The organism is Rheinheimera sp. SA_1 (assembly GCF_001669775.1).
In the GTDB taxonomy this organism is placed as follows: Bacteria; Pseudomonadota; Gammaproteobacteria; order Enterobacterales; family Alteromonadaceae; genus Pararheinheimera.
The window spans coordinates 87,559-113,551 of the sequence record NZ_LXWK01000022.1 but is presented as its reverse complement, the minus strand read 5'-3'; the positions used below and the strand labels follow the sequence as shown (position 1 = coordinate 113,551).

Sequence of the window (25,993 nt, the reverse complement as noted above, 5' to 3'; positions counted from 1 at the left end):
CACCGGCCGAGCCATAACGCTTGCCTTGAATAAACTTACTTTCTGAACGACGCAGTAAAGTCACACCATCTTTATCGTACTGATCGCTGAATAGTTCTTTACCGTCTTCCCAATTAAATTTCCGGCTGAAATAGTGCTTGGTCACACTGCCATCCGGCGCTTTCACGCTAGAGAATTTTAGATCCCCAGCGTCAATCCCTGAATTTGCCGGAACAGTAATCTGGCCGGGTGCAAATTTGGACTCACCGGCAAAAGCACCAATATTTTCGGAATAGCTGTAATCCCATTGCATGGTAGGTAAACCAGCACCAGAAATTGTTTTTTTCATCAGGCTGATGGCGTTAAAACAAATATCAATTGCAAAGCTATGGTCGTAATTTTTGTCATCGACCGGCCCGAGTTTATGCCGTGGCACTTCGGTTCTGCCATGGGTGGTGGAATGTTTTTCAAAGGTTCCAATGGCGCCATTTGGATGGGTGATGGTCATCGTATGACTCGACGCATCCCAGTTAAGGCATTGGCCATAAGTTGTGGTTGATTTATTGTACGCGTTGTAGAACGGACTGTATTTGAAGTCCCAGAACTTCCCGTCCGGACGGGTGACTTTGCCAAGCTTGGGCGACGCATCTTGATCGATATATGCATAGTTCCAGACCTGCCCATGAGCACTGATCTGGTTGATGTAATCGCTGCCTTTGATGACTTCATAACCAAAGGCGACTTCCCGGCCATCCGATGATTTTATTGTATCCAACCTGTTGCCGACATAATTATAAGTAACCCAATTACCAAACCTGTCTTCAACTTTAGTGGCCAGCATAAACGTATGGTAATGCCGGTAATAGGCTAAATCCGTAGGTTGGTCCTGTCCTGGTGGATCAATAGGCGCTGGATCAATGGAAACGCTGCCGTGGGCTCTGCCTTTACCAATATCAAGACCACGTACCAGTCTTAATTTATCAAACGTATATTTAGTCCCATCCTGGGTGGTAACTCTGAATCCCTCACTACCGGATGGTGTGGTAAAACACTCAATTCGCCAATTTTTATTGGTGGTTCTTGGTGTTGCTGCATCTTTATACAGCAGCGTGGCCGAACCCTGGCCAGGAATATAGATGTTATCGCCACTCCAATAATCTTTCACTTCCAGCGTAGATGCATCGTAACTGAGCTCTGAGCCAGGATTAAGTGGGCCGCTGCAGGCCTTATTGGCCGCCCAACTCCCGGTATAGGTGGCTCCATCGATACTGGCCATCGAAGTGCCGATGTAAGGCAAATCCAGACTCCAGTCGCCGAGCAATCTGTTGGCAGAATATTCAACATCCGCTGAGCCTGAAATTCTGGTGACACCGACCGGAATATTAAAATTGCCGGGCACATTAATGTCGGTCTGCTTAAACGACAAAGAGCCGGTATTTAAATCAATTTGCTCACCCATTAAATCGGTGGTTTCAGCAGTAATCTCAAAACCGACATTAAACTGCTTCAAGATGTTTTTTCTTGAATGTTCCATTTCGGTTTCAACAATGGTCTTGGGAGTTCCAGAACTGAAACTGACAGCCCTTGAAGAAACATTTCTGCCTCGTTCGTGATAATCAACCACACTATTTTGAAGTTCGGTATTGTGGTGTCCGTTATCTGCGGCATAAGTATTCAGACTAGCGCCGATAACCACAGCCAGAGTTCCTATAATTAATTTATTACTCATATCAATCCTTTATAAAATCATGTCTGGCTAATTAGTTATCTTTCACTTCACCAAATGGCTTGTATTCACTGCGTTTAATCACATTGCCATTCGCATCGGTTTCGGCAATGACAGAACCAAGCGCATCGGTATGCAAATAAATCACCTGCACACCACTTTGCTGTATCACAAAATTCGCAGTAGCTTGCACACTGTCCGCCATCCCGGCTTTAAAGCTCTTTGCTTTGACAGTGCTGGTGCTGGCAATGCTGAATGGGGCTATATAAAGCGTTGAGCTTGCCGTCACATCTGTACCATTGGTGGTATAGCGAAGTTGAGCACCTGCAGTACCGCTAGCTAGCGTCACATTCACAGGACCGTTATGGTTGCCGCCATTCGGGCTGATTGAAGGCGCTGCGACTTGAATGACAAAACTGGCACTATTTTGCGCACTGTCGGTCATACCCGATTTAAAGCTTTTTGCTTTAACCGTGGTGTTGGCTGTAACCATAAATGGGGCGGCATAAAGCGGTGAGCTTGCCGTGACATCGCTGCCATCGACGGTGTAACGGGTTTGTGTACCAGAGGTCGCTGTCGCCAGAGTGACCGACACCGGCGCACTATGGCTGCCGCCATTCGGGCTGAAGCTGGGTGCGGCTACTGCTGCTGAAGCTTTAAACGTTGCGGTGACTGTACAGGCGGCGGTGATGGCACCTGTGGTAAAAGGGCTGGTTGTAGTCGTTCTGCCACAGCCGGAGATGCTGTCGATGGTAAAACCGCTATTGGCCGTTACGTTGAAACTTGCGGTACCGCCAGATGCAACATCGACATAACCAGGGCTAATACTGCCACCAGCATTGGCACTGGCACTCACCCGAATTGGCGCAGCCTGAACCGTTACAACATTGCTGCCATCTGAATAGGGCGAGCACAAGGACGTGTTACAGGCTTTTAGTAAAAACTGATAAATTGCACCAGCTTTACCAGTAAAACTATGAGTGCGGCTGCTCCCCATATTTAACTGGCCCGTCGCAGTGCCATTCTCATAAGGCTCCAGTAAGTAATAAGTCGCCCGGGCTTGCGCGGCCCAATTGACAGTGACGGTGGTGCCACTTACTGAGGCTGTCGGTGGCGAGGTCTTATCCGGTGTTAAAGGTGCAGTAACAACATTACTTGCTGCCGAATAAGCCGAGCACAACGAGGTGTTACAGGCTTTTATCAAATACTGATAGGTTTTTCCAGGCGTTATATTCTGCTGATAGGTCGTGGTATTACCAACCTGTACCTGCCCGGTTGGCACGCCACCAACATAAGGCTCTACGATGTAATAAGTCGCTCTTGGCGTAGCCGACCAGGTCAAATCCAGATACATACCTTGCAAAGTCGCTGTTGGAGTCGACGGTTTATCCGGAGTTAAGGGTGGTGTCACCGTTTGGCTATACGCCGAAAATGCCGAACAACCGGAGCCATCACAGGCTTTGAGCCGATAAAGATAACTTCGGCCGGGCGTTATATTTTGCTGATACAAGGTTGTATTGCCAACGTTCACAGTGCCGGTTGCAACACCGGTTTCGGAATATTCAACCTGATAGTTACTGGCACCACTCACGGTGCCCCAGGTGACATCGATATACATGCCAATCAATGTAGCGTTTGGTGATGCAGGCGTTGCCGGCACCGCATTGGCTTTCCAGGCCAGCACGGTGCAGAGCAAACCCAGCGCTAAGCTGGCCATATTTTTGATTAACATAAACAGTTCAATTCCTTTTTCATTGAAGTTTTGTGTTGCACAGCGACCAACTGGCTCACTGCTGATTTGTATTTACTGATCTTTATTCTCCCCAAACGGCTTGTATTCAGTACGTTTAATCACATTGCCGTTTTCATCCGTTTCAGCAATGACAGAGCCCAAAGCATCGGTATGGATATAAATGACTATTGGAGTTGTCGATGAAGGTGAGAAAACAACCTGCACCTGACAATTTGCGGTTACAACGCCGGTTCGGTAAGTATTTTCTGCTAGTGCTCCGCCACAACCAGTAGCACTTTGGATTTTGAAGCCAGCATTCGCAGCTAAAGTGATTGTCGCCTTTTCGCCACTTCTGATTTTTTGGATTGGCGGCGTCACAGTGCCACCGGCATTTGCAGTGGCGCTAACATCAAACTCAACGACGGCTTGTTCAGCGACCTTAAATACCAGTGTTGCTGGCAGCTCGGCCTGTACACCTTGCGAATCCTTCACCCAAAGTAAAACACTGTCTTCACCGCTAAAGCCCGGGTTAGGGGTGTACCGCCAGTGGCCAGTCGCTGTAGTGCCGGTTTGGGCCAGCTTGCCGTGCGTGGTCACACCATTGGTACTATGGGTTTTATTGACAAATTGCACGGTATAACCAGCTAGTGACTCAGCACCTTTTGCTAAATCGGCATCAGAAAACAACGCCGACACCAGAACATTGTCGATACTAGCGCCAGTTAGGCCATTTAAAATGAGCGGTTCTGACACCATCAGGGGTTTGTCGTTCACATTGTTGACAGTGACTTTGGCGTTGAATAAGCCGGATGAAATACCGCCTGAAGTAGCGACAACGCCAACATTTAATACACCGTAAAAGTCTTTCGCGGGGATCAGCTGATTGTTTTCAATTCGGTAATTTTCACCATTAACTGCGCTGATTTCAATGCTGTTGCCAGGTTCAGCTCCGGCAACGGTGAAGTGCTCAGGTAACAATTGAAGAGTTTGATCTTCTTGCAAGGTCAATGTTTGTTGGGCGGTAATTTTCAGTACTGCCGGTCCAGCAACATCATATGTCAACCGGCTAGGATTCGAAATTAATCCGGAACTGTCTTTTATTTTGTAATTGATTGGGTCTAACCCAGTAAATCCTTGGTTTGGGGTATACAAGAACGATGCCCAAGGGTGGTCACCAGTTCTGAAAATTCTGCCATTGGCTGTTGAACAACTGGCGGAGCAATCTAGATTATCCACTAACAGTTTAAATATCGTGGTATTACTTATACCGTCGACGTCATGAAATAAACCTGTGAGCCTGAAATTACTGGATTGATTCTGCTTAAGACCCAGCGTGAGTGGCGATAATGCATTCGGCGCATCATTAACGTTATTCACCTGAACTTTTGCAATAAAAGTTGGCGATTGGTTGCTGCCATCAGACACCCTTATCGGAACCTGAAGTTCGCCATAAAAGTTATTATTGGGAATAATACTGTCCGCAACAACTTTATAATTCTGGCCAGCGAGTGGTGTAACTGTGAAAATCGTACTGTCGTAATCGACAATTTGGAACATGACAGGCAACAACTTCAAGCTTGTGTCTTCTTGCACGCTGATCGCGTTTTGCGATGCCACCACCGGCACCGGGCTTGCTGTCACCCGAATTGTTATTAAACCTTCGGCACTTCGCAGGTCTTTGTTGTCCGTAATCCAGTATTTAATCACATCATCACCAACAAAACCTGGCTTGGGGCGATAAGCAAAGTTACGCTGATCCGGCGCAGGCAAAGGTGAAAATGTTCCGTTGCCAGTATCTAAATTTGCATTGTTTCCTGGCTGATTCACCTGAAAACTAAATGAACTGAAATCGCTGTCGTTATCCACATCGGTAAATAGCTGTGCAAAGGTGACGTGCACGGCATCTGAGTTGGTAACCTGAAATTGCAGATCTCTGCGGGTTACCGGTGCATCATTGACATTGGTAATAGTCATGGTCGCAACAAACGCCGCTGAACTATTTACTCCATCAGATGCCGTTACCGGAACCTGCAACATGCCAAAAAAGTCAGCGTTTGGTGTGATTACATTGTTGATAACACTGTAATTTGCACCTGGCTGAATACTAAGGGTAAAACTTTGACTGTCACTGTCGACGATTGAAAAATCTGCACTGCTCAGACTAAAAGAACTGTCTTCTGAAAAAGTCAGCGGCCGGTGGCCGGTTATCTGGGGTATTGCCGACGCGCTGGGTTGTAGTAGGTAATAATTCACCATGGGCAACCAGCCCGAGTTGGCAGACGTAACAAACGACAATACAAAACAGCCTGTTAAGAATAGCCGGGACAGAAAATTCATGAGCACTGATTCCGAACTAGTTGATTAGGCAAAGATCTTTATACGGTACGCTTAATTCATTACACGTAATGTAGCTATCTCTACCTTGCCCTTGTGATGTCATATAAGGTTTACCATTTGCAGCCTTTAGCGTTTTAATAACGGAACCTCCATTGGAGGAAGTGTTTCCTACGGCAACAATTCGAAAACCCTGTGGTGTCACGGCAGCGATCGGCGCAGGTATAACTTCAACACTTTTAACCTGGTCAAGGCTGGTGCCATTGACACATTTCTGCGCACTTTCCACCAACACTTCCATATTGCTGGCCATCGCAGCGACCAATACCGAATAAGTCGCACGATCGGCATCGGTGGTCAGCGACAGGCCCCATTTGGTAGGATTGGCTGCGGCACAGGCCGGGACGGCAGCTGTTTTTGCGGTGTTTTCAGTAAAAGTAACTATGCTGCCATCCACTTTTAACGAAGTTATTTTGGCAGCGAATACCATCGGCGACGCCAGCACAAAAGACCATAACAATAATTTCAAACGCATTTAATTTTCCCTATTTTCACTTTAAAAGGGTGCGATTGTAATCAGGTTATGAATAATCTCAAGTGAATTATTTGCTCTTTTGGAAACTATGCAGATACAAAATAATAACACCAGCATTGACTGGCACTACCTATTATTTAGAAATTGCTATTGAAATCAGCAACAAAACTACTCCGAATGATAAATAAAACAATAAACAGGATGATACTTTTGCGGTAAAACGGGTATATCACTTGCAACAATGCGCCATTTGTCAAAACGCTATTTTGTAACGACTTCTGCCTCGACGGCCAACCTCTTAAACTTATCACTTTGCCCAAAGACTTCAGCAAACTGTGCTGCGGTCATTTGCGATTTGTCGGTCACCACGTCGGTGGCTTTCGCGGTATTTTCTTGATCACAATCAATATCGTACAGCGTGCGGGCAATATCCCATTCCGCTTTAATCATCGCCCCCATCAGCGCAGTATGGCCTCGTTTGTCACGCAGACAGGCATCGGCGCCAGCTTGTAGCAGGACGTCAACCGCGGTTGGCTGTCCAGCATAAGCTGCAATCATTAATGCGGTATAACTGTGTTCGTTTCGTTCGTTCACTGGATAACCAGCTTTTAAAAACTCACTGAGTACAGCTTGCTCTCCGGTTCTGGCCGCTGCGAAAAAATAGCGCTGCAATTGCCGGATGTCCTGAGCTGGATCGATGGCTGTCCTGAATTCTGTTGCTGTCGCCTTAACTTTTACTGCGGGCTCCGCGGCGCACACAGCCCAGTTGCCAGATCCGATCCCCAGTAAAAAGCTGAGAATGAACGCTTTAGATTGAGCCATTATCTTTCTCCTGATACGAGCCTTGTATTCTCGACAATGTCCGGTTTCAATTCGGTAAAATTCGCATAAATCAGTATTGGGAGTGCCTGTGAAGCTCACCCTGAATTGCAGGACAGAGCATTTGAGCTTCACAGGGCTTTAACCGGAATAACACAGCAGCTGGTCCTGTCCGGCTGCCGTGATAAGTACTTCCTGCCGAACAGTTACAGCCGGGCCGCCAGTTGTTCAACCTGCTTCAAATCACCCTTCACTGCTTTGGTCAGCGTTTTGCCATAATTGGCATCGGCCTTGTAGAAGTGCGACAACATCACATGCTTGGTCAGGCTATCTTTCACCGCGCCTAAATCACCGGCTAAGTTGCGAACCAGGTTTTGCTGCGCTTGTTTACTCAGGCCACGGTAAAACTCGCCAGCCTGGGTAAAGTTGTCGGTTTTAGCGATGATCTTTTGCTGCACAGTGCCGGAAAGTTCGGTGGTTACAGCACGAGCCACCGGCAATGTCGTTTTTGGCTCGATCCGGCTTGGCTCGTAGTTCACATTGGATTTGTTATTGCCAAAATTCATTGCGCCTTGCTGGTTGTGGCTGTCCACATTGACCAAAGGCCGGTTAATTGGCAATTGCTGATGATTGGCGCCTAACCGATATAACTGAGTGTCGCTGTAGGAGAAAATCCGGCCTTGTAGCAAACGGTCTTCCGACGGTTCAATCCCAGGCACCAAATTCGCTGGTGCAAAGGCGGCTTGTTCGGTCGCTTCAAAGAAGTCATCCGGCATCCGGTTCAGCGTCATAGTGCCGACTTTGACTTCAGCAACCTTTGGCCAGATTTTGGTGGCGTCCAGCGGGTTAAAGCTAAAATCATCCAGCTGATCCGGCGTTAAAATCTGAATATGCAAATCCCACTTCGGATGGTTACCGGCATTGATTTCTTTATATAAATCCCGGGTCAGGTGGTTAAAATCCATGCTTTGTACTTTGGCAACCTGCGCTTGATCCAAAGATCTGATGCCCTGCTGACTGCGCCAGTTAAATTTCACGTAACGCACTTCACCCTTGGCGTTAATGAATTTATAAGCGTGCACGCCAAAACCATCCATTTCGCGGTAGCTGGCTGGTGTGCCTAAATCTGAATAAACCTGCGTTAACATATGGGTGGAAGCCGGGTCGTTTGACATAAAATCAAACACCCGGTTAGCATCTTGCAGATTGTCGATCGGCGATGGTTTTAGTGAATGCACCATGTCCGGGAATTTAATCGCATCGCGGATAAAAAATACCGGCAGGTTGTTTCCCACTAAATCCCAGTTGCCTTGATCGGTATAAAACTTGGTGGCAAAACCACGCGGGTCACGTAAGGTTTCCGGGCTATGGTTGCCATGAATAACTGTAGAAAAACGAACAAACACCGGTGTTTTTTTACCGGTCGTGGCAAACAGACTGGCTGCAGTCAGATCAGGAATGGCGTTGGTTACCACAAATTCGCCATGGGCGCCGGTACCACGGGCATGCACCACCCGCTCCGGAATACGCTCGCGGGCAAATCGTTGTAATTTCTGAATTAAATGCACGTCCTGCAGCAACACACTGCCGTTTGGACCTGCGGTGATCGAATTCTGATTGTCGCCAACCGGCGCGCCATTGTCGCGGGTCAGTTGCTCTGCATTGAGGGTAAAAGTAGTGGTCACTGCTAACACGGCGAGTGTAGTTTTTTTCATTTTTTAAAATCCTCTGTCGAAGTCAGCTCTATCCTGCACAGATAGCTTAGGGGCGACAGTGAATTATAAAAAACGATTTATATGGATTGATTCAATCTATAAAAAGGATGAGGATAAATTTACCTATACTCATCCCTGGTCGCTGCGGGGACTTAAATCTTACAGGCGCCACCGGCACAATCGTCTTCATCCGGCAGAGCGGCGGCCGCAGCGGCAGCTTGATCCGCCAGTTCCAGTTGGGCGGCGTTGTTGGCGGCTGCAGTATCAAAATCCAGATGGTCTAAATCAAAATCAAATTCGTTCATGACAGGCCTCTTATATATTCATTGGAATCATGCTCTGGCGGTTTTTTACCAGCCAGTCTGTTGTTAGTTCTGGTCATCAGCAGCTTTCGCCGCCAGTAACTGTTGCACCTGTACTTCCAGCGCTTCGAGTTTTTCGCGGGTGCGCAGCAATACCTGGCGCTGGACATCAAATTCTTCACGCGAGACAAAATCCAGCTGGCTTAATTTAGCCTGCAGTACCGCTTTGACTTTCGCTTCAACATCATCCGCTACTTCACGGAATTTCGGTGGAATTGCAGCGCCAATCTGGCGGGCCATTTCTTCGATTTTTTTCGGATCCAACATGATAATTCCTTGGGTTGTTGCAGCGGCTGAAACTTTATTCTACGAGTGTTGATGGCGGCGCGCGAACACTATTTCAAGCAAATGCGCCAGAATTTATCCGATAGCAACTGTCAGTCAGAACTGTCGCCACCGAACGCTTTCGGCTACACTAACGCCCCCGCTCACGATGGCGGTTTCAGACAAGCGTCACAGGTAATCAATGAAACTCAATCCGCAGCAGAATGAAGCAGTTAAATATATCTCAGGCCCATGTCTGGTGTTGGCGGGTGCCGGCTCCGGCAAAACCCGGGTGATCACCAACAAAATTGCTTATCTGATTGAAGAATGTGGCATGTCTGCCCGGCATATCGCTGCGGTGACCTTTACCAATAAAGCTGCCCGCGAGATGAAAGAGCGGATTTCCCATCAGCTGGATCGCAGTAAATTACGGGGCCTGACGGTTTCTACCTTCCACACCCTTGGCCTCGAAATCATTAAAAAAGAACACAAAGCCATTGGTTATAAAGCCAATTTCACCCTGTTTGATGATCAGGACAGCATGGCATTACTCAAAGAGCTGACCGAAAACGATTTACAAGGCGACAAAGATTTACTGCGGGCACTGCAAAGTAAAATCTCAAACTGGAAAAACGATTTATTGTTGCCGCCTCAGGCAATAGCGCAGGCGATGGACGCGCAAAGTATCAGCTTTGCGAATTTTTACAGCCAATACGCCCAGCAACTGCGGGCTTATAACGCACTGGATTTTGACGATTTAATTATGGTGCCAACGCTGTTATTCACTGCGAACAGCGAGGTGCGGCAGCGCTGGCAACAAAAAATTCAGTATCTGCTGGTCGATGAATATCAGGACACCAATACCAGCCAGTATGAACTGGTGAAAGCTATCGTCGGCGAACGGCAGCGTTTTACTGTGGTTGGTGACGATGATCAGTCGATTTATTCCTGGCGCGGTGCCAAACCACAGAATTTAGTGTTATTGGGGAAAGATTTCCCCAGCTTAAAAGTAATTAAGCTGGAGCAAAACTACCGCTCTTGTGAGCGTATTCTCAAAGCCGCCAATATTCTAATTGCCAACAATCCACACGAATACGACAAAGCGCTGTTCAGCACCCTCGGTTATGGCGTGCCGCTGAAAGTGATGCCAACCAAAAGCGAAGAAGATGAAGCGGAAAAGGTGGTGGCGGAAATTATTTCGCATCGCTTTATTAATCGCAGTAATTACAAAGACTACGCGCTGTTATACCGCGGCAATCATCAGGCACGGGTATTTGAAAAAGCACTGATGACCAACCGCATTCCCTACAAAATTTCCGGTGGCACCTCGTTTTTCTCCAGACCAGAAATTAAAGATGTGATGGCTTACCTGCGGTTGCTGGTCAATCAGGATGATGACAATGCGCTGCTGCGCATCATCAATACCCCTAAGCGCGAGATTGGCGCCGCCACTTTAGAGCGGATTGGCAGCCTGGCGAATTCACTGCATATCAGCCTGTTTGACGCCTGCTGTGCGCCGGAATTATCGGACGAACTATCCGCCAGAAGCCTGGCTTGTGTGCGTGAGTTTTCGCGCTGGATGGTGGAACTCGCCGACAACGCGGTGCGCGCTGAACCGGCCGAAGCAGTGCGGGATCTCATCCGGCAAAGCCGTTACGAAGCTTATTTATTTGAAGTCAGTAATAGCCCAAAAGCGGCGGAAATGGCGCTGAAAAACGTCAACGAACTGTATCGCTGGATCACCGAAATGCTTAAAGGTGATGAAGAGCACGAACCGCTGACGCTGGCCGAAGTGGTCACCAAGCTCACGTTGCGAGATATGATGGAGCGCAACGAAAAAGACGATGATGCTGATCAGGTACAGCTATTAACTTTGCATGCCTCCAAAGGTCTGGAGTTCCCTTATGTATTTATGGTCGGCATGGAAGAAGGCATTTTGCCGCACCAGACCTGTATTGATGAAGACAACGTCGAAGAAGAGCGGCGACTGGCGTATGTTGGCATCACCCGGGCGCAGCGGGAGTTGATTTTCACTTATGCCCGTGAGCGACGCCAATATGGCGAAACCATCAAGCCTGAGCCAAGCCGTTTTTTAATGGAATTACCCAGCGATGATTTGGAATGGGCACAAGCGGCGCCGGTAAAAACCGAGGAGCAGCGCCAGCAAACCGGACTGGCGCATCTGGAACGGTTACGCCAGTTGCTGAAGAAAGACTGATTCCTGCTCTGGTTGCAGCAAGCTTTTTACCAGCCGACCCTGCATATAACAACAGCCTTGCTCAACCAGCAGCTGCCGTAAATCGCCGTCATCCACACCATCGGCAATGACCCGGAACTTATAGCTTTGCGCCAAATTAATTAAAATATCCAACATCTGCCGTTTTTGCTGATGTTTGGTTAAATGGCGGCAAAACGATGGATCAAGCTTAATAAAATCAAATGGATATTGCGTTGCAATGCCCAGTGGCATGGTATCAGCGCCAAAATGTTCAATGGCAAGCCGCACCCCAAGCCGTTTTAACTGATTCAGATAATTCAGGTTCGAACTGTTCAGTTTCACCAAATCATATTCGGCAAACCCCAGTGACAACCGGTGCAGCAAATGCTGATACGGCAACAACACTTTGTGTAAACGGTCAAATTGCACTGGGTTTAACAGGTGCTGATGGCAAATCTGCAGACATAACACCGCCGGTTGTGGGTGCTGCTGCAGTTGTTCAAGTAACTGCTGAATAATTTGTAATTCAATTTGTGGCAGCACACCAGCTTGCGCTGCCTGACGATTAAAATCCTGTTGCAGCCCCAGGTTTGGGTGCACCCATTGCATCATCGCCTCATAGCCCAGCACATGGTGTTTTTCGCTACAGACAATTGGCTCGTATTCCACTGAAAACTGCTTATCGGAAAGTGCCTGGTGCAGAGCCTGCTCCATGCTAAGTTCCTGCAATAATTGCATCCGCATACTGTCGGTAAAAATCACAAAACGGTTACGACCCATGGCTTTGGCCTGATACATCGCAGCATCGGCATCGCGCAGCAATGCATCGGCACTGCCATAGTCCGGTTTATAACTGGCAATACCGATACTGGCCCCTGAATAGACCGGCTGGCCTTGCAGCACCATCGGCTCACGCATAATTTCAATGATTCGATCTGCCACATCTTCGGCATCGCCATCGTCGGTGAGCTGGGTTAACAGCACCACAAACTCATCGCCGCCAAGCCGTGCGACCAAATCATGCTCGCGTACCGTGCGCTGCAACCGCTGGCTGACTTCAATCAGAAAACAATCGCCAACATGGTGGCCCATGGTGTCGTTAATCAGTTTAAATCTGTCTAAATCGATGAATAATAAAGCAAACCTTAGATTGTTTTCTCGCCCGCGTAAGGTGAATTGCTGCTTGAGCTGCAACATAAACATCTGACGATTGGCAAGGCCCGTCAACGTATCGTGATTCGCCTCGTGAAACAGTCGCTCTTCGACTTTTTTACGTTCTTCCACCTGTAACCGCAGGAATAAATTGGTCTGGCGCAACTCGCGGGTACGTTCGAAAATCTTCCGTTCCAGCTCTTCCTGATGCAATTTCTGTTGTTCGGTATTCAGCTTGCGCTGGATGGCCACCGCTATATGCTGCGACACAAAACGTAGAATATTCAGCTCACTTTCGCTGTACAGGTAACTTTCGTCATAGGACTGTACTGCGATCACACCAAGCGCTTGCTGGTCGATCAGCAGCGGCGCACCAAGCCAACTTGTCGCATGGGGGGCGGTTTGCTCAGATTCTGGCACCAGCCGCAGCACTTCACCCTGTTGCACCAGCAAATCTGATAACTCGCGATTAATCAGCCGGGCTTCCCCGACACGCAGCACATATTCGGTAAAACCTTTACGCAGCGGACGCTCCTGCGCCGGCGGCGAATACTGGTCAATATAAAACGGGAAACTAAGTTTTTTACCGCTTTCATCTAACAGTGCAATGTAACAGTTATCGACCTGCATCAACCCGGCGAGGATTTGGTGTACTTCCCGATAAAAACCGGTCATATCGGCATTGGTGGCAGTGAGTTCCGATATTTTATATAGCGCCGCCTGCAACTGCTCGGCATTGGTGCGTTCGCGAATTTCACGCTGTAACGAATGATTGATATTTTGCAACTGCCGGGTGCGTTCACGCACGGTTTGCTCCAGCAGTTCGCGACTTTTTACCCTATCGATCGCCGTCACAGTGTGGCCAGCAATTGCGGTCAGTAAATCAACGTCACGTTGTTGATAGTGATAGGAATTATCGTAAATCTGTACCACCATCACGCCAATCAGCTGCCGGCCACGATTCAGTGGAATGCCCAACCAATGATGGCAAGGTGTGCCTTGAGAGCGAATATCACCTTGTTGCAGCAGTTGCTGGAAACGCTGTTCATCACACAGCAGCATTTTTTTGGTACGGACCACATAACCGGTCAGGCCATTAACAAAATCGGCAGCGCTTAAGTCATTAGTATCAAGCTGATCTTTTTCGTCAGCAAAATATTCGAGACTGAAGACGCCGGTTTCATGGTCGACCAGCACCACATAAAAATTGTCGGCGCGCAAATGCTGTTTCAGGAGTTGGTGGATGGCCGGATAAAACTCCGACATATCAGAAAGTGTGCTGGCGAGTTCCGACAAGTTCAACAAGGCTTTTTGCACCGTATAAGCCAGTCTGTATCGTTCAAGCAGAGATTTTAAGCGGCGATCTGGCGCTTTATTGGCGCTTTGCCTGGCTGCGGATTGCGTTAATTCCTTCAACTGTCGCTCTTTATATTTGTGAGTGATCCTGTGGTCGGATCTTAGTGAGAACAGGTCCTATTATGCACAAAGATTAAGCAGATGAAAGTGTTTATCCGAGTTGTGATGGATTGTTTTTATACGATTTTGTTCTTGGCGCTGCGACTAACCCCATAACCAGGTAAATAGGGCATAACAGGTGCAGGCAATCGCAGCACCTTGCAGGGTTAGATTCACAAATTCGCGAACGGGTGAAGCGTTATATCTTGCCCGAAAAAAGAAAACGGCCCAAAGAAAGGACCGTTCGTATATCGAAAACCAGAAACACCATTCGCTCAAAACATTCTTAAGTGAATGACGTTAGCCAACAGTCGGCTTTGCATTGATACGGTGGGATTAAACGCCTTCAGTCATAAATTTAATCGCATCAACGATTTCTTCATCCGAACAATCAGCACAAGTGCCGCGAGGTGGCATTGAGCGGATCCCTTCGATAGCGTGCTTTTTCAGAACGTCCAGACCTTGTGCAATACGCGGTTTCCAGGCTGCATCACCTTTTTTCGGTGCATCTAACGCACCAGTACCGTGACAGGCAAAACAGGCGCCTTGATACACTTGCTCACCAGTCCGTGGGCCTGTCGGTTTAACGACAACTGGCTCAGCGCCCGCCAAGTACACCTGACCGACCGGTGCAATACGCGCTTTTAATTCATCTTGAGATTTTTCATCAGTACTGGCCTGAGCAACCAGGGCACAACCTAACAAAGCAAGAACGAAGGTAATTTTTTTCATTGATCGGGATCCCCGGAAATTAAGCCGCACAAATTCTAAGGCATTATAGCGCTGCCGGACCAAAGAGTGAAAGCCCCAGTAGAGCGCAAGCCAAGCATTCAACGAAACGCAAACTGCTGATCCAACGTCACTAAATTAATTCAATATCGACCTTAGCTAATATTCATCGAAATGTCTGGTTAAAACATGGTCAATTCAACAAATTTTTTTTCGTTTTTCTGCTTTGCAAAAGAAACCGTTGTGGTAGTCTAGTTACCCATTCGTCAGGCCAGATCGCTTCTTTTGATCATTGCTGACGGTGCGGAAAAAACATTTTCCACAACAGGATGTAAAGAATAATAACAAGGGTCTGTGTTGTCTTCCCCTTCGTTTTTTGTTTTATTCTCAACAACTTAACTCCTTTTTTGATGCTCAGGAATTTTGGGCTCACTTGCTATTGCCTGAATTTTCTACACAAACATACTCACAACTTATCCACAGCTTGCCGCTTCTGGCCGAAGCCCGCAAACTGTGGCATTCTTGCTTAAAAATCTTCGGAGCTTCGCTCATGGTGCAAATCCCTGCTGATCCACTGATCCTGGTGGATGGTTCTTCTTATTTATTCCGTGCTTATCATTCGCCACCACACTTAACCAATTCTAAAGGTGAAGCCACCGGCGCTATTTATGGCGTGGTGAACATGCTGAAAAGTCTGTTGCGCCAATATAACCCCAGCCAGATGGTGGTGATATTTGATGCTAAAGGCCCGACTTTCCGCAATACCATGTATGCCGATTACAAAGCGCACCGACCACCGATGCCGGACGATTTACGCACGCAGATCGAACCCTTGCATCAGATTATTCATGCGCTGGGCTTGCCGTTGTTGTGTATCAGTGGCGTTGAGGCCGACGATGTCATCGGTACTTTGGCAGTTCAGGCCAGTGCTGCTGGCCGCCATGTGCTGATTTCAACCGGCGATAAGGATATGGCGCAGCTGGTTGATCAGCATGTCACGCTGATCAATACCATGACCGATACCATCCTTGACCCTGCAGGTGTGCGCGAAAAATTTGGGGTGGGGCCTGAGCTTATCATCGACTTTTTAGCCTTGATGGGTGACAAAGCTGACAATATCCCGGGTTTACCCGGTGTTGGCGAAAAAACCGCCCAAGCCTTGTTGCAAGGCCTTGGTTCTATTCAGACTTTATACCAACGGCTGGACGATATTGCAGCCCTTGGCTTTCGTGGCAGCAAAACCATCGCTGACAAAATGCGTGAGTTTCAGCCACAGCTGGAACTGTCGTATCAGCTGGCGACCATCAAAACTGATGTTGAACTGCCGATGCAATTTAATGATCTGCACCTGCGAACACCGGACTACAGCAAGCTGGCGGAGCTTTATCAGCTATGCGAATTTAAACGCTGGTTGGCGGAAGTCCAAAGCGCCGAAAAGATTAATGCCGTGAGACCTCTCGAAGCCACTGCAGCACCGGGCGCTGTAACTGGTGCATCTGCCGAAGCTAATAGCACGGTTGCAGCCGCAACAACAGCAGAACCTTCTGCTCAGCTGGATCGCAGCCAATATCAAACTGTGCTGACGCAGGAACAATTAGCGCAACTCATCACACTACTCAATCAAACCGATTTAGTCGCCTTTGACACCGAAACCACCAGCCTTGACTACATGCAGGCTGAACTGGTTGGTATTTCCGTTGCAACAGCGCCGGGATTGGCATGGTATATCCCGGTTGGTCACGATTATATTGGTGCACCCGAGCAACTTGATCGTGATCTGGTGCTGGCCGCCTTCAAGCCCTGGCTCGAAGATGAATCCAAAGCCAAGGTTGGCCAAAACCTGAAATATGATATGAGTATTCTGGCGCGCTACCAGATAGAACTGCGCGGGATAAAATTCGACACTATGCTCGAGTCTTATGTGCTGAACAGTGTTGGCAGCCGCCACGATATGGATAGTCTGGCGCTGAAATATCTGGGTCATCAAACCATTAGTTTTGAAGAGCTGGCGGGGAAAGGCGCGAAGCAGCTGACCTTTAACCAGATTGAACTGGAAAAAGCCGCCGAGTACGCCGCTGAAGACGCCGATGTCACTTTGCAATTACACCTTGCTTTGTGGCCGCAACTGGCTGAAAACCCGGGTCTGGTGAAGGTGTTACAAGACATCGAAATGCCGCTGCTACCGGTTTTATCCCGGATGGAGCGTGGTGGGGTGCTGATTGATGCGGCCCTTCTGCAAAAACAAAGTGAATTTCTGAGCAACCGGATTGGCGAACTGGAACTGCAAGCACATGAATTGGCTGGCAAACCTTTTAATTTGTCCTCGCCAAAACAGCTGCAGGAAATTTTGTTCACTGAGCAGGGTTTACCTGTCCTGAAAAAAACACCCACCGGCATTCCCTCAACCGCCGAAGAAGTACTCACAGAACTGGCGCACGATTATCCGCTGCCTAAAGTGATTATCGAGCATCGTACCCTGGCCAAGCTGAAATCGACTTACACCGACAAACTGCCGCAAAGTATCGATCCTGACACTGGCCGGGTGCACACCTCTTATCATCAGGCGGTTGCTGCAACGGGCAGGTTGAGCTCGACTGAACCCAATCTGCAGAATATCCCGATCCGCACCGAAGAAGGCCGCCGAATCCGGCAGGCGTTTATTGCCCCAGAAGGGAAACGCATTCTGGCGGTGGATTATTCGCAGATAGAGCTACGGATCATGGCGCATTTGTCGCAAGACCAGGCGCTACTGGACGCCTTTGCCAAAGGTCTGGATATTCACCGGGCAACTGCGGCCGAAGTATTTGGTGTCGCACTGACTGAAGTAACGACCGAACAACGGCGCCGGGCCAAAGCGGTCAACTTCGGTTTAATTTATGGCATGTCCGCCTTCGGTCTGGCGCGGCAACTCGATATCAGTCGTGGTGAAGCCCAACATTATGTCGATACCTATTTTGCCCGTTTCCCTGGTGTGCTGGCTTATATGGAGCGCACCCGACAACAAGCGCACGAACAAGGGTATGTGGAAACTTTGTTTGGTCGCCGTTTATACCTGCTTGAAATTCATAGCAAAAATGTCGGTCGCAAAAAAGGCGCCGAACGCGCAGCTATTAACGCACCGATGCAAGGGACCGCAGCAGACATTATTAAAATTGCCATGCTGGCCGTTGACCGCTGGTTGCAGCAACAAGATCCAGCCAAGATAAAGATGATCATGCAGGTTCACGATGAACTGGTGTTTGAAGTCGACGCAACCATGCAGCCTGAATTTCAGCAGCAAATTGTCGGGCTGATGCAGCAAGCAGCGGCATTGGATGTTCCGCTACTGGCCGAAGCTGGTTCTGGCATGAACTGGGATGAAGCGCATTAATTTTAAAAATTATTTGGGATCGCTGGAACTAGTTCGCAAAAGCAACGTCTGATTGACTGTGAACATCCACATTCCTGGTAATTCCCTTTTAGCCTCTGACTTTGCAGAGGCTTTTTCTTTTCTGCCAGTCGCATTTCTGCCGCAACAAATCCGGTAATTTAATTACGATTCTTCGTGAAATTTCATCTGAAAGTAAATTTATGTTGTTTTATTACATAATGCGCTTGCTTTTTGAACGCGTCTGAGTAAAATCAAAATTGTAGGGTACAGAGGTAAGATGTTCTATCTTTCAACAGAAACAAGCTTTACCGCTTGATTTTGAATAGAAAGTAGGCTTATTTAGCCGCCCCACTGCTTGCAGTGGGGCGTTTTTTTTATTCAAAATCTGAAAATTTATTAGATTTTTTAGAGCAAATACTTCAAACGTTCATAAATCTATGTATAATGGCGACGTCTTGCTCGCAAGACACCCTGTTGATTTGAAATTATTGATAGCTTCTCCCCGTTTGCTATGCCGGCTTCTCTCTGAGACGCCGGTTTTTCTTTTTTGGGGGATAGCAAATTGGATTTGGTAGAGTTTGGTAAAACACGGCAGGGTAATTTGCGCTGGCAGAGATCAGAAATGAGCACAAACCAAGTGAGTAACCGGGCAGATTAACCCGGTTACCTCAGGATGTTTAAGCTGGTTTTAAAACGCTGTTACTCCGCTGCAGACGCATCTTCCGCATCACGGCCATACCAATCATCCAATACTTGCTCTAATTCAGTTAAACCTTGTTTACTGAGCGAGCTGAACGTATGCACTGTCACATCGCCCATAAACGCCAGTGAGGCTTCACGCACTTCCAGCAAGGTCTTCTTACGTGGACCAGGACTTAATTTATCGGCTTTGGTTAACAGCAATAATACTGATAACTGACTTTCAACAGCCCAGTGGATCAGCTGCTGATCTAAATCTTTCAGCGGGTGGCGAATGTCCATCAACACGACCAGTCCCTTCAGACTTTGCCGCTTCATCAGGTACTCACCCAATGATTTTTGCCATTTCTCTTTCACCGCTAATGGCACTTTGGCAAAACCATAACCGGGTAAATCGATCAGACGTTTATCATCGGCTAAGCGAAAGGTATTAATGAGCTGTGTCCGGCCCGGTGTTTTACTGGTTCTGGCGAGACCGTTTTGCCGGGTCAGCGTATTCAAAGCACTGGATTTACCCGCATTGGACCGCCCAGCAAACGCCACTTCAATGCCGGTATCTGGTGGCAACGCGGTAATATCCGGGGCACTGGTTAAGAAACTGGTCTGCTGATAATTAAATTTTGCTTTGTACACAACTCACTCCGACGTCAAATTTGGCTATAGTGTAGCGGATCTAGTTGATCTGAAGAAGCATTAGCCGCTTGAATGGGATTTTATCTGGCTAAGTTTCGTGTAAAATAGCCATAATTCTTAGGGTTATTATCTTTTATACCTGCTTTTTGCAGGTTCACGCTGAACAGAGACGGATAAACATGAAAAAATTCGCACTTCCAGTCATGCTTTTTTTAGGGTTAGTTGGCCAGGTCTCCGCTGTTGAAGGCAATGCAGAAGCAGGTAAAGCAAAATCAGCCACTTGTGCTGCATGCCACGGCCCTGATGGCAACAGCCCCACCGATATGTATCCGAAAATCGCTGGCCAACATGCCGGCTACATTTACAAACAACTGAAAGAATTTAAAGCCGGGATGACTTCTGGTGGCAAAGAAGGCCGTAACAACGCGGTGATGGGCGGCATGGTTGCAGCTTTATCTGATCAGGATATGAAAGACTTAGCGGTGTTTTACGCCAGCCAGACGATGAAATCAGGTTCAACGCCGGAAGATGTAGTCGCCCGTGGTCAGCAATTATTCCGCGCTGGTGATATGGATCGTGGCATTGCTGCTTGTATTGCCTGTCACGGTCCACGGGGTGTGGGCCACAGCCTGGCGAACTTCCCCAAAATTTCATTCCAGCACCCGGCTTACATCAAAGCGCAGCTGGAATCTTTCCGTAGCGGCACTCGCGCCAATGACATGAATGGCATGATGCGCGATATTGCGAAAAAGCTGACTGACGAAGATATCGAAGTTTTATCAAAATATCTGGGCGGCCTGCATTAATTATTAATACTTGCAGCTGCAATATGGCCTGACACTCGTCAGGCCCTTTTTTTACCAAGTGCTTTTGCTATACCGTCATATACCTTCAAGCTGTGCTTTTAAAAATCTGCATGCGGACCAAATACTTCATAGTGGATCTGCGCCGATACAACTCCCAATGCTAACAGTTGCTCCTTCACGGCCTTCATAAAACCAGTTGGACCACAGAGGTAAAAGTTGGCACTTTGCAGCGGTAATAATCTGGAAACGGCTGCGACATCCATCAATCCCGTAAACTGATTTGATGCAACATTTTGTAGCACATTGCGATACCAACAAAAATGCTGCAACAACGGATAATCCTGCGCTAACTGCTGTAAACGCTCTGCAAACGAATGTTGTGTTTGGTCCTCACAGGCATGCAGAAAATAAACGGGCGTATGCTGTTTTAAAGCCACAATACTCTCCAACATCGACATCATCGGCGTTAAACCCACGCCTGCCGAAATCAGCACAGTGGGGAGATGAGCCGATTGCAGAAAAAAATCACCGGCTGGCGGTAAAATATCCAGCTCGTCGCCTTCCTGAATATGGTCATGTAAGTAATTTGAAACTAAACCGGCGACCTCACCCGTTTCACGTTTGACGCTGATGCGATAACTATGGCCATTCGCTTTATCGGAAAGTGAATACTGGCGCATTTCGAAATACTCACAATTCGCCGGTTTTACTTTTACCCCCAGATATTGCCCAGGCTGGAAATCCACCACCGCTTCGCCATCCACCGGCACCAACACAAAGCTTGTGACTAAGGCCGACTCAGGGACTTTCTGTTGCACCTTAAACCGGCGCGGGCCATACCAGCCGCCTTGCTGTTGTTCAGTCTGCTGATATAGCTGGCGCTCCCGTCCGGTAAAAATGTTGGCCAGCACGCCATAAGCTTCGGTCCAGGCTTGTTCAACATCCAGGGTAAATGCGTCCGGAGCCAGCTCGCGTAAAGTCTCAATTAAGTGATGGCCAACAATGTCATAGTGCGCTGGCTGAATAAAAAAGCTGGTGTGTTTGTGCGCCACCCGCTCGACCGTTTCAGCCAGCACTGACAGGTTATCGATATTTTTGGCATAAGCGGCAATGGCACTAAACAGCGCAAATTGCTGCCGGCCACTGTGCTGATTGGTCATATTAAAAATATCTTTCAGCTCAGGATTCAATCGGAACATTCTTTGATAAAAGTGATTGGTAATCGCCACCCCGGCATTTTCCAATAACGGAACAGTGCTTTTGACGATAGCGATTGTTTCGGCAGATAACATATTAAAACCTCATTTTAAGAACTAACTTACAACAGCAATTAACCCGGTCTGCCATCAGCGCGGGGCTGAGTCAGGATGGGCCAATACAACCAGAGGAAAATGGCAAAGGAGCTGAGCCATAACAAAGCACTTCCTTGCCAGAACAACAGTGGAAAACCAGATAAAGTCGCAAACATGCGTAGCGGCCCTGCCAGCAACAACAGACCAAAAGCGACACTGAGCATTTTTCCAGCCTGTAACGCACGGCCGGTATGACCTAAGGACACCCGCGCCATCATCGCCAGGATCATGCCTGCCATTGCGCTGATGCTGAGCAAATGCAGTACATCTTTGAAGGGAATAAGCTGGGTTAAATCGCTGACGCCGAGTAGCAGTAAACCTAAGGCCAACGCCAGATAAGCCAGCTGTAACGACCAGAGCAACGGTACTTGCCAGATTTTCCCTGGCGTCCAATAAAGCTGTCGTAGTAGATGCAAAGCCCCAAGCAGCAACATGATCCAGCCGGCTTGCAGTGGTAGTTTTATGAAAAAGCCAAGCAGAAACAACGCGGTACCTAGTATCGACAGCGGCAATAAAACTTTATCCAGCAGCGGGGTTTTCTGTTGTGCCAGATCGAGCGCTCTGGCAGTGAAAAATGGGATCACCCGGCCACCTACAATCGCCATCAGCATGCAAAACAGCAGGATCACGCTGTGGCTCAAATGAGAGGCGATAGCAAACTGCTGGGTGAATGCCGCATAGACAAAACCGGTATTCAGCAGCGCCATTACTGAAAGAAGCGGAATAAACAGATAGTTGTTCCGGCTTTTCGCACGGATGAGCAAACTGGCAAGGCTATAAATCGCGCCACACCACCACAACAACTGCGTCAGCATAAACAGCCATAACAGCGGCGGGAATACCGAAAATAACAGACTAAGCCGGGCGGTTAGCCAAAACACACTCAGCAGTAACAGCGGCTTGCCAGACAGGCTGGGCAGTCCGGTCCAGTTTTGAGCGGCGGTGAGTAAAAAGCCGACGGCGATAACCGCACCAAAACCAAATAACATTTCGTGGGCGTGCCAAAGTGAAGGTGGAAACGCCAGCTGCAATGTCAGCAAGCCACTGAACCACAAAGCCCAGATGGCGATTGCGATCACAGCCCAGCAGGCGCCCGCCAGAAAAAATGGCCGGAATGCCAATGCGAAAAGTGCTGCGGATGACCAGGGTTTGGCACGTCCGTCGGAAGTTTCCGGCCAATGGATATTGTGTAAAGTTGGGTCTTTGCGCGCCATTTAACGCACTTCCTGATGCAATTCATACTGCGCGATACAACGGCAAACGTAAGCGATTTTCAGCAAGGTGGCGCTGAAAATCATCGTGACATGACCAGCCAGTTGCAACTCAAATGAAAACAACGCCGCCAGTGGGTAACACACCAGAATGGTAGCCAGCAGCAGGCAAAAAGATAACGCCAGCAAGGTATTGGCGACCAACAACAAGATTTCGAACTGATCGGTGGCAGACAGCTTTTGATGGCTGAACAATTGGGCAACATGCAGCATAACAAGCTCCTTCGGAGTCCCCTGACTCCACAGTGGATTGCTGGTAGATTGCAGATCTAATGCCACATATTTATTTTTTATATTTCAATTGCTTATAAAATTTCAGCCGTTAAAAGAGTCATAATGACAACGCACAAATAGAGTCAAAATGACAAAATAGAAATGTTATGACACAATTCATCACAATCAACCTAGGGTACCGGAGCTGATATGGCCGAAATAAATTCAACGATGTTGCTGGAAGTGGCGCTGGATTTAGCCAACAGCATTACTACTATTGACCGTTTTGACCGGTTGCTAAGCTCCATCCGCAAAGCAATTAACTGCGACGCCGTGGTATTGCTGGCCTATCAGGGCGAACTGCTGCAACCACTGGCCATTCAGGGGCTGACCGCTGACACCTTAGGCCGGCGCTTCTGGCTTAAAGATCACCCGCGACTCGCGACCATTTGCCAAAGTACCGATCCGGTGCGTTTTCCATCCGACACCGAACTTGCCGACCCCTATGATGGTTTATTGCTGGCGCAGGCCGGCGATTTGCCGGTGCATTCATGTATGGGTTTACCTTTGTATTCCGACGGACAACTGATCGGCGTGGTGACACTGGACAGCCTGAAACCGGACGCCTTCTCTGCGATTGCCGAAAGGACGTTGCAGCTGATTGCCGCAATGTCGGCGGCCACCTTAAAAACTGCGGTGCAGCTGAAAAAGCTCGAGCAAAGTGCCCGTCAGGCGCAGGATCTGGTGGAAGAACTGACCCATGAAGCACTGACCCGTGAAGGCGGTGAATTGATTGGCCAAAGCAGCGCGATGTTGGCATTAAAAAGTGATATTCAACTGGTGGCCGCTTCAGATTACACCGTACTGATCCAGGGCCAGACCGGCGTTGGTAAAGAGCTGGTTGCCCGCACTGTGCATCAATGTTCCAGGCGGGTGAAACAACAGCTGGTGCATTTAAACTGCGCCTCGTTACCGGAAACGTTAGCGGAAAGTGAGTTATTCGGTCATGCCAAAGGCGCTTTTACCGGTGCCGATCGCGAAAGACCGGGCAAATTTCTGCTGGCTGACGGCGGTACTATTTTCCTCGATGAAGTCGGTGAACTGCCGCTTTCTGTGCAAAGTAAATTATTGCGCGTGCTGCAAAGTGGTGAAATTCAGCCAGTTGGCAAGGACGATGTGAAGACGGTCAACGTGCGGGTTATCGCCGCCACCAACCGCGATTTAGCCGCCGAAGTTGCCGCTGGCCGGTTTCGGGCCGATTTGTATCACCGGCTGTCGGTTTATCCTATTCAAGTACCAGCACTGAAAGATAGGCAACAGGATGTACTGCTGCTGGCTGGTTATTTTCTGGAAGTGACTTCACGTAAACTTGGCTTACGCCAATTAAAACTGAGCCCTGACGCGCGGTTGCAACTTTTGCAGTACAACTGGCCTGGCAATGTGCGGGAACTGGAACATGTGATTAGCCGAGCTGCGCTAAAAGCCAGCAAAGATACTGCTGCCGGGGACATTATTGCTTTGCTGCCAGCACATCTGGAGCTCAGTCTCACCATACAATCCAGTACCAACGCCCAGGTATCAAAAGCAGCAATCACCGGCTTGAATCTTAAAGCTGCGACCGACGAATTTCAAAAACAGCAAATTTTGCAAATGCTGCAAAGCACTTCCGGTAACTGGAGTCAGGCAGCAAAACAGCTGGAGTTAGACCGGGCGAATCTGTCCCGCCTCGCTAAACGATTGGGGATCAGTGTCGAAAAAACGGTGTATAGCGGTCGTACTTAAACAGGGTCTACACTGTCATAACCAAGCTGTTCAGCAGAAAAAAAGGAGCCCTAAATGAACCGAGCAACCATTGCCTGCGATGTCCATGATCATATTGAAATTATCTGTATGCGTCGCTACGAGGTCGTACTCCATTTGCTGGATGGTAGCGAGATACCGGGCGTGGCTCGGGATACCCGCAGTACTGCAACGGAAGAATTTTTGTTGCTGGATCAATCCAATGAGATTCTGCAAGTGCCGCTTTTACAGATCCAGCATATCGAGGTGTTGGCTGCAGATGCACCACAGGCACTTATCTGGTTGCACCCAACAAGCAGCTGCGCCGTTTAAAGCGCAGCCGCTTCAAAAATCCGCAACATTTGTCCTGAATCGGTGAAATATTGCGACCAATTTGATCTAAATAACGACCAACGACGGCCATTCTGTAAGATATTTCTCACGCTAAGCGTAAGATTTTCGCCCGAAAAGTTGCTGCCATGAATTACCTTCAACTGATAATTCATGCTAACTAACTGATTTAATTTGACACTCTAAATTGGTTCAATTTTTTTATGGTTTTTTTTTGTGCACAGTCTTGCCATTCTGCGCAATAGGTGTAAATTAAACCCCGTTACAGATTGTAACATGTCAACAAAATGGAATTTTTAAGCACGGAAAGCATGAGTGCTTCGGTACATTCATCAAGACATCGTCACTGATGTCAGCGTTTTTAACGCGAGCAGGGAAGATTAAAAAAGTATTAGGACGATCGCGAATAATGATTTGTATAGGGAAATGACCTAACAATATATGGAAACTTACCAGACAGGGTGTCTCACGTAAGTCAGGATGATCTCAAAAAATTCAG

The 25,993-nt window shown here is 48.1% G+C and carries 19 protein-coding genes; 5 read left to right on the top strand and 14 right to left on the bottom strand.

Annotated elements, in window-relative coordinates:
• The 8 genes from A5320_RS21580 to ubiK all read right to left on the bottom strand — a co-directional run.
• The coding region (locus A5320_RS21580; RefSeq protein WP_197490253.1) for a hypothetical protein at window positions 1-1,708 on the bottom strand (1,708 nt) is incomplete at its 3' end.
• A gap of 31 nt (window positions 1,709-1,739) precedes the next feature.
• On the bottom strand, window positions 1,740-3,437 hold the full coding sequence (locus A5320_RS21575; RefSeq protein ID WP_068070079.1) for a chitobiase/beta-hexosaminidase C-terminal domain-containing protein: 1,698 nt from the start codon (window positions 3,435-3,437) through the stop codon (window positions 1,740-1,742).
• A 72-nt stretch (window positions 3,438-3,509) separates the two neighbouring features.
• Window positions 3,510-5,774, bottom strand: coding sequence for a tandem-95 repeat protein (locus A5320_RS21570; RefSeq protein ID WP_068070077.1), 2,265 nt, complete (start codon window positions 5,772-5,774; stop codon window positions 3,510-3,512).
• A 16-nt stretch (window positions 5,775-5,790) separates the two neighbouring features.
• Window positions 5,791-6,306 (bottom strand): hypothetical protein, encoded by a 516-nt coding sequence (locus A5320_RS21565; protein WP_068070075.1) that lies wholly within the window; start codon window positions 6,304-6,306, stop codon window positions 5,791-5,793.
• A 261-nt stretch (window positions 6,307-6,567) separates the two neighbouring features.
• Window positions 6,568-7,227: an ankyrin repeat domain-containing protein gene (locus tag A5320_RS21560; protein ID WP_231916810.1), complete on the bottom strand. Its 660-nt coding sequence runs from the start codon at window positions 7,225-7,227 to the stop codon at window positions 6,568-6,570.
• 104 nt (window positions 7,228-7,331) lie between these two features.
• On the bottom strand, window positions 7,332-8,840 hold the full coding sequence (locus A5320_RS21555; protein WP_068070073.1) for a catalase: 1,509 nt from the start codon (window positions 8,838-8,840) through the stop codon (window positions 7,332-7,334).
• 152 nt (window positions 8,841-8,992) lie between these two features.
• Window positions 8,993-9,145, bottom strand: coding sequence for a hypothetical protein (locus A5320_RS22190; protein WP_197490251.1), 153 nt, complete (start codon window positions 9,143-9,145; stop codon window positions 8,993-8,995).
• A gap of 63 nt (window positions 9,146-9,208) precedes the next feature.
• Window positions 9,209-9,469: a ubiquinone biosynthesis accessory factor UbiK gene (gene ubiK / locus A5320_RS21550; RefSeq protein WP_068070071.1), complete on the bottom strand. Its 261-nt coding sequence runs from the start codon at window positions 9,467-9,469 to the stop codon at window positions 9,209-9,211.
• Window positions 9,470-9,668: 199 nt separating this feature from the next.
• On the opposite strand from ubiK, the gene rep reads away from it, so the two are divergent.
• Entirely contained in the window at window positions 9,669-11,684 is a 2,016-nt protein-coding gene (gene rep / locus A5320_RS21545; RefSeq protein WP_068070069.1) for a DNA helicase Rep, read from the top strand.
• Here rep and A5320_RS21540 read toward each other — a convergent pair.
• Both A5320_RS21540 and A5320_RS21535 read right to left on the bottom strand, forming a co-directional pair.
• Window positions 11,658-14,252 (bottom strand): diguanylate cyclase domain-containing protein, encoded by a 2,595-nt coding sequence (locus A5320_RS21540; RefSeq protein WP_068070067.1) that lies wholly within the window; start codon window positions 14,250-14,252, stop codon window positions 11,658-11,660. The two genes, rep and A5320_RS21540, sit on opposite strands and share 27 nt — an antisense overlap.
• Before the next feature lie 375 nt (window positions 14,253-14,627).
• A complete protein-coding gene (locus A5320_RS21535) occupies window positions 14,628-15,023 on the bottom strand; it encodes a c-type cytochrome (protein ID WP_068070065.1) in 396 nt (131 codons plus the stop codon).
• A 547-nt stretch (window positions 15,024-15,570) separates the two neighbouring features.
• Here A5320_RS21535 and polA point away from each other — a divergent pair.
• Window positions 15,571-18,390, top strand: a complete 2,820-nt coding sequence (gene polA, locus A5320_RS21530; RefSeq protein ID WP_068070063.1) for a DNA polymerase I — start codon at window positions 15,571-15,573, stop codon at window positions 18,388-18,390.
• A gap of 699 nt (window positions 18,391-19,089) precedes the next feature.
• Here polA and yihA read toward each other — a convergent pair.
• On the bottom strand, window positions 19,090-19,722 hold the full coding sequence (gene yihA, locus A5320_RS21525) for a ribosome biogenesis GTP-binding protein YihA/YsxC (RefSeq protein WP_068070061.1): 633 nt from the start codon (window positions 19,720-19,722) through the stop codon (window positions 19,090-19,092).
• A gap of 179 nt (window positions 19,723-19,901) precedes the next feature.
• Between yihA and A5320_RS21520 the strand changes: the two genes are divergently transcribed.
• Window positions 19,902-20,528, top strand: coding sequence for a c-type cytochrome (locus tag A5320_RS21520; RefSeq protein WP_068070060.1), 627 nt, complete (start codon window positions 19,902-19,904; stop codon window positions 20,526-20,528).
• A 98-nt stretch (window positions 20,529-20,626) separates the two neighbouring features.
• On the opposite strand, the gene hmpA is transcribed toward A5320_RS21520, so the two are convergent.
• Genes hmpA through A5320_RS21505 form a run of 3 tightly spaced genes read right to left on the bottom strand, consistent with a single transcriptional unit; the run spans window position 20,627 to window position 23,364 of the window.
• Window positions 20,627-21,820: an NO-inducible flavohemoprotein gene (gene hmpA / locus A5320_RS21515; protein WP_068070058.1), complete on the bottom strand. Its 1,194-nt coding sequence runs from the start codon at window positions 21,818-21,820 to the stop codon at window positions 20,627-20,629.
• A gap of 38 nt (window positions 21,821-21,858) precedes the next feature.
• Window positions 21,859-23,094 carry an NnrS family protein gene (locus A5320_RS21510; RefSeq protein WP_068070056.1) on the bottom strand — a complete coding sequence of 412 codons (1,236 nt, stop codon included), beginning with the start codon at window positions 23,092-23,094 and terminating at the stop codon, window positions 21,859-21,861.
• Complete coding sequence (locus A5320_RS21505) at window positions 23,095-23,364, bottom strand: hypothetical protein (protein WP_068070054.1); 270 nt, start codon at window positions 23,362-23,364, stop codon at window positions 23,095-23,097.
• A gap of 210 nt (window positions 23,365-23,574) precedes the next feature.
• Between A5320_RS21505 and norR the strand changes: the two genes are divergently transcribed.
• Window positions 23,575-25,146, top strand: coding sequence for a nitric oxide reductase transcriptional regulator NorR (norR, locus tag A5320_RS21500; RefSeq protein ID WP_068070052.1), 1,572 nt, complete (start codon window positions 23,575-23,577; stop codon window positions 25,144-25,146).
• A gap of 54 nt (window positions 25,147-25,200) precedes the next feature.
• A complete protein-coding gene (locus A5320_RS21495; protein ID WP_068070050.1) occupies window positions 25,201-25,476 on the top strand; it encodes a Rho-binding antiterminator in 276 nt (91 codons plus the stop codon).
• The last annotated feature ends 517 nt before the right edge of the window (window positions 25,477-25,993 follow it).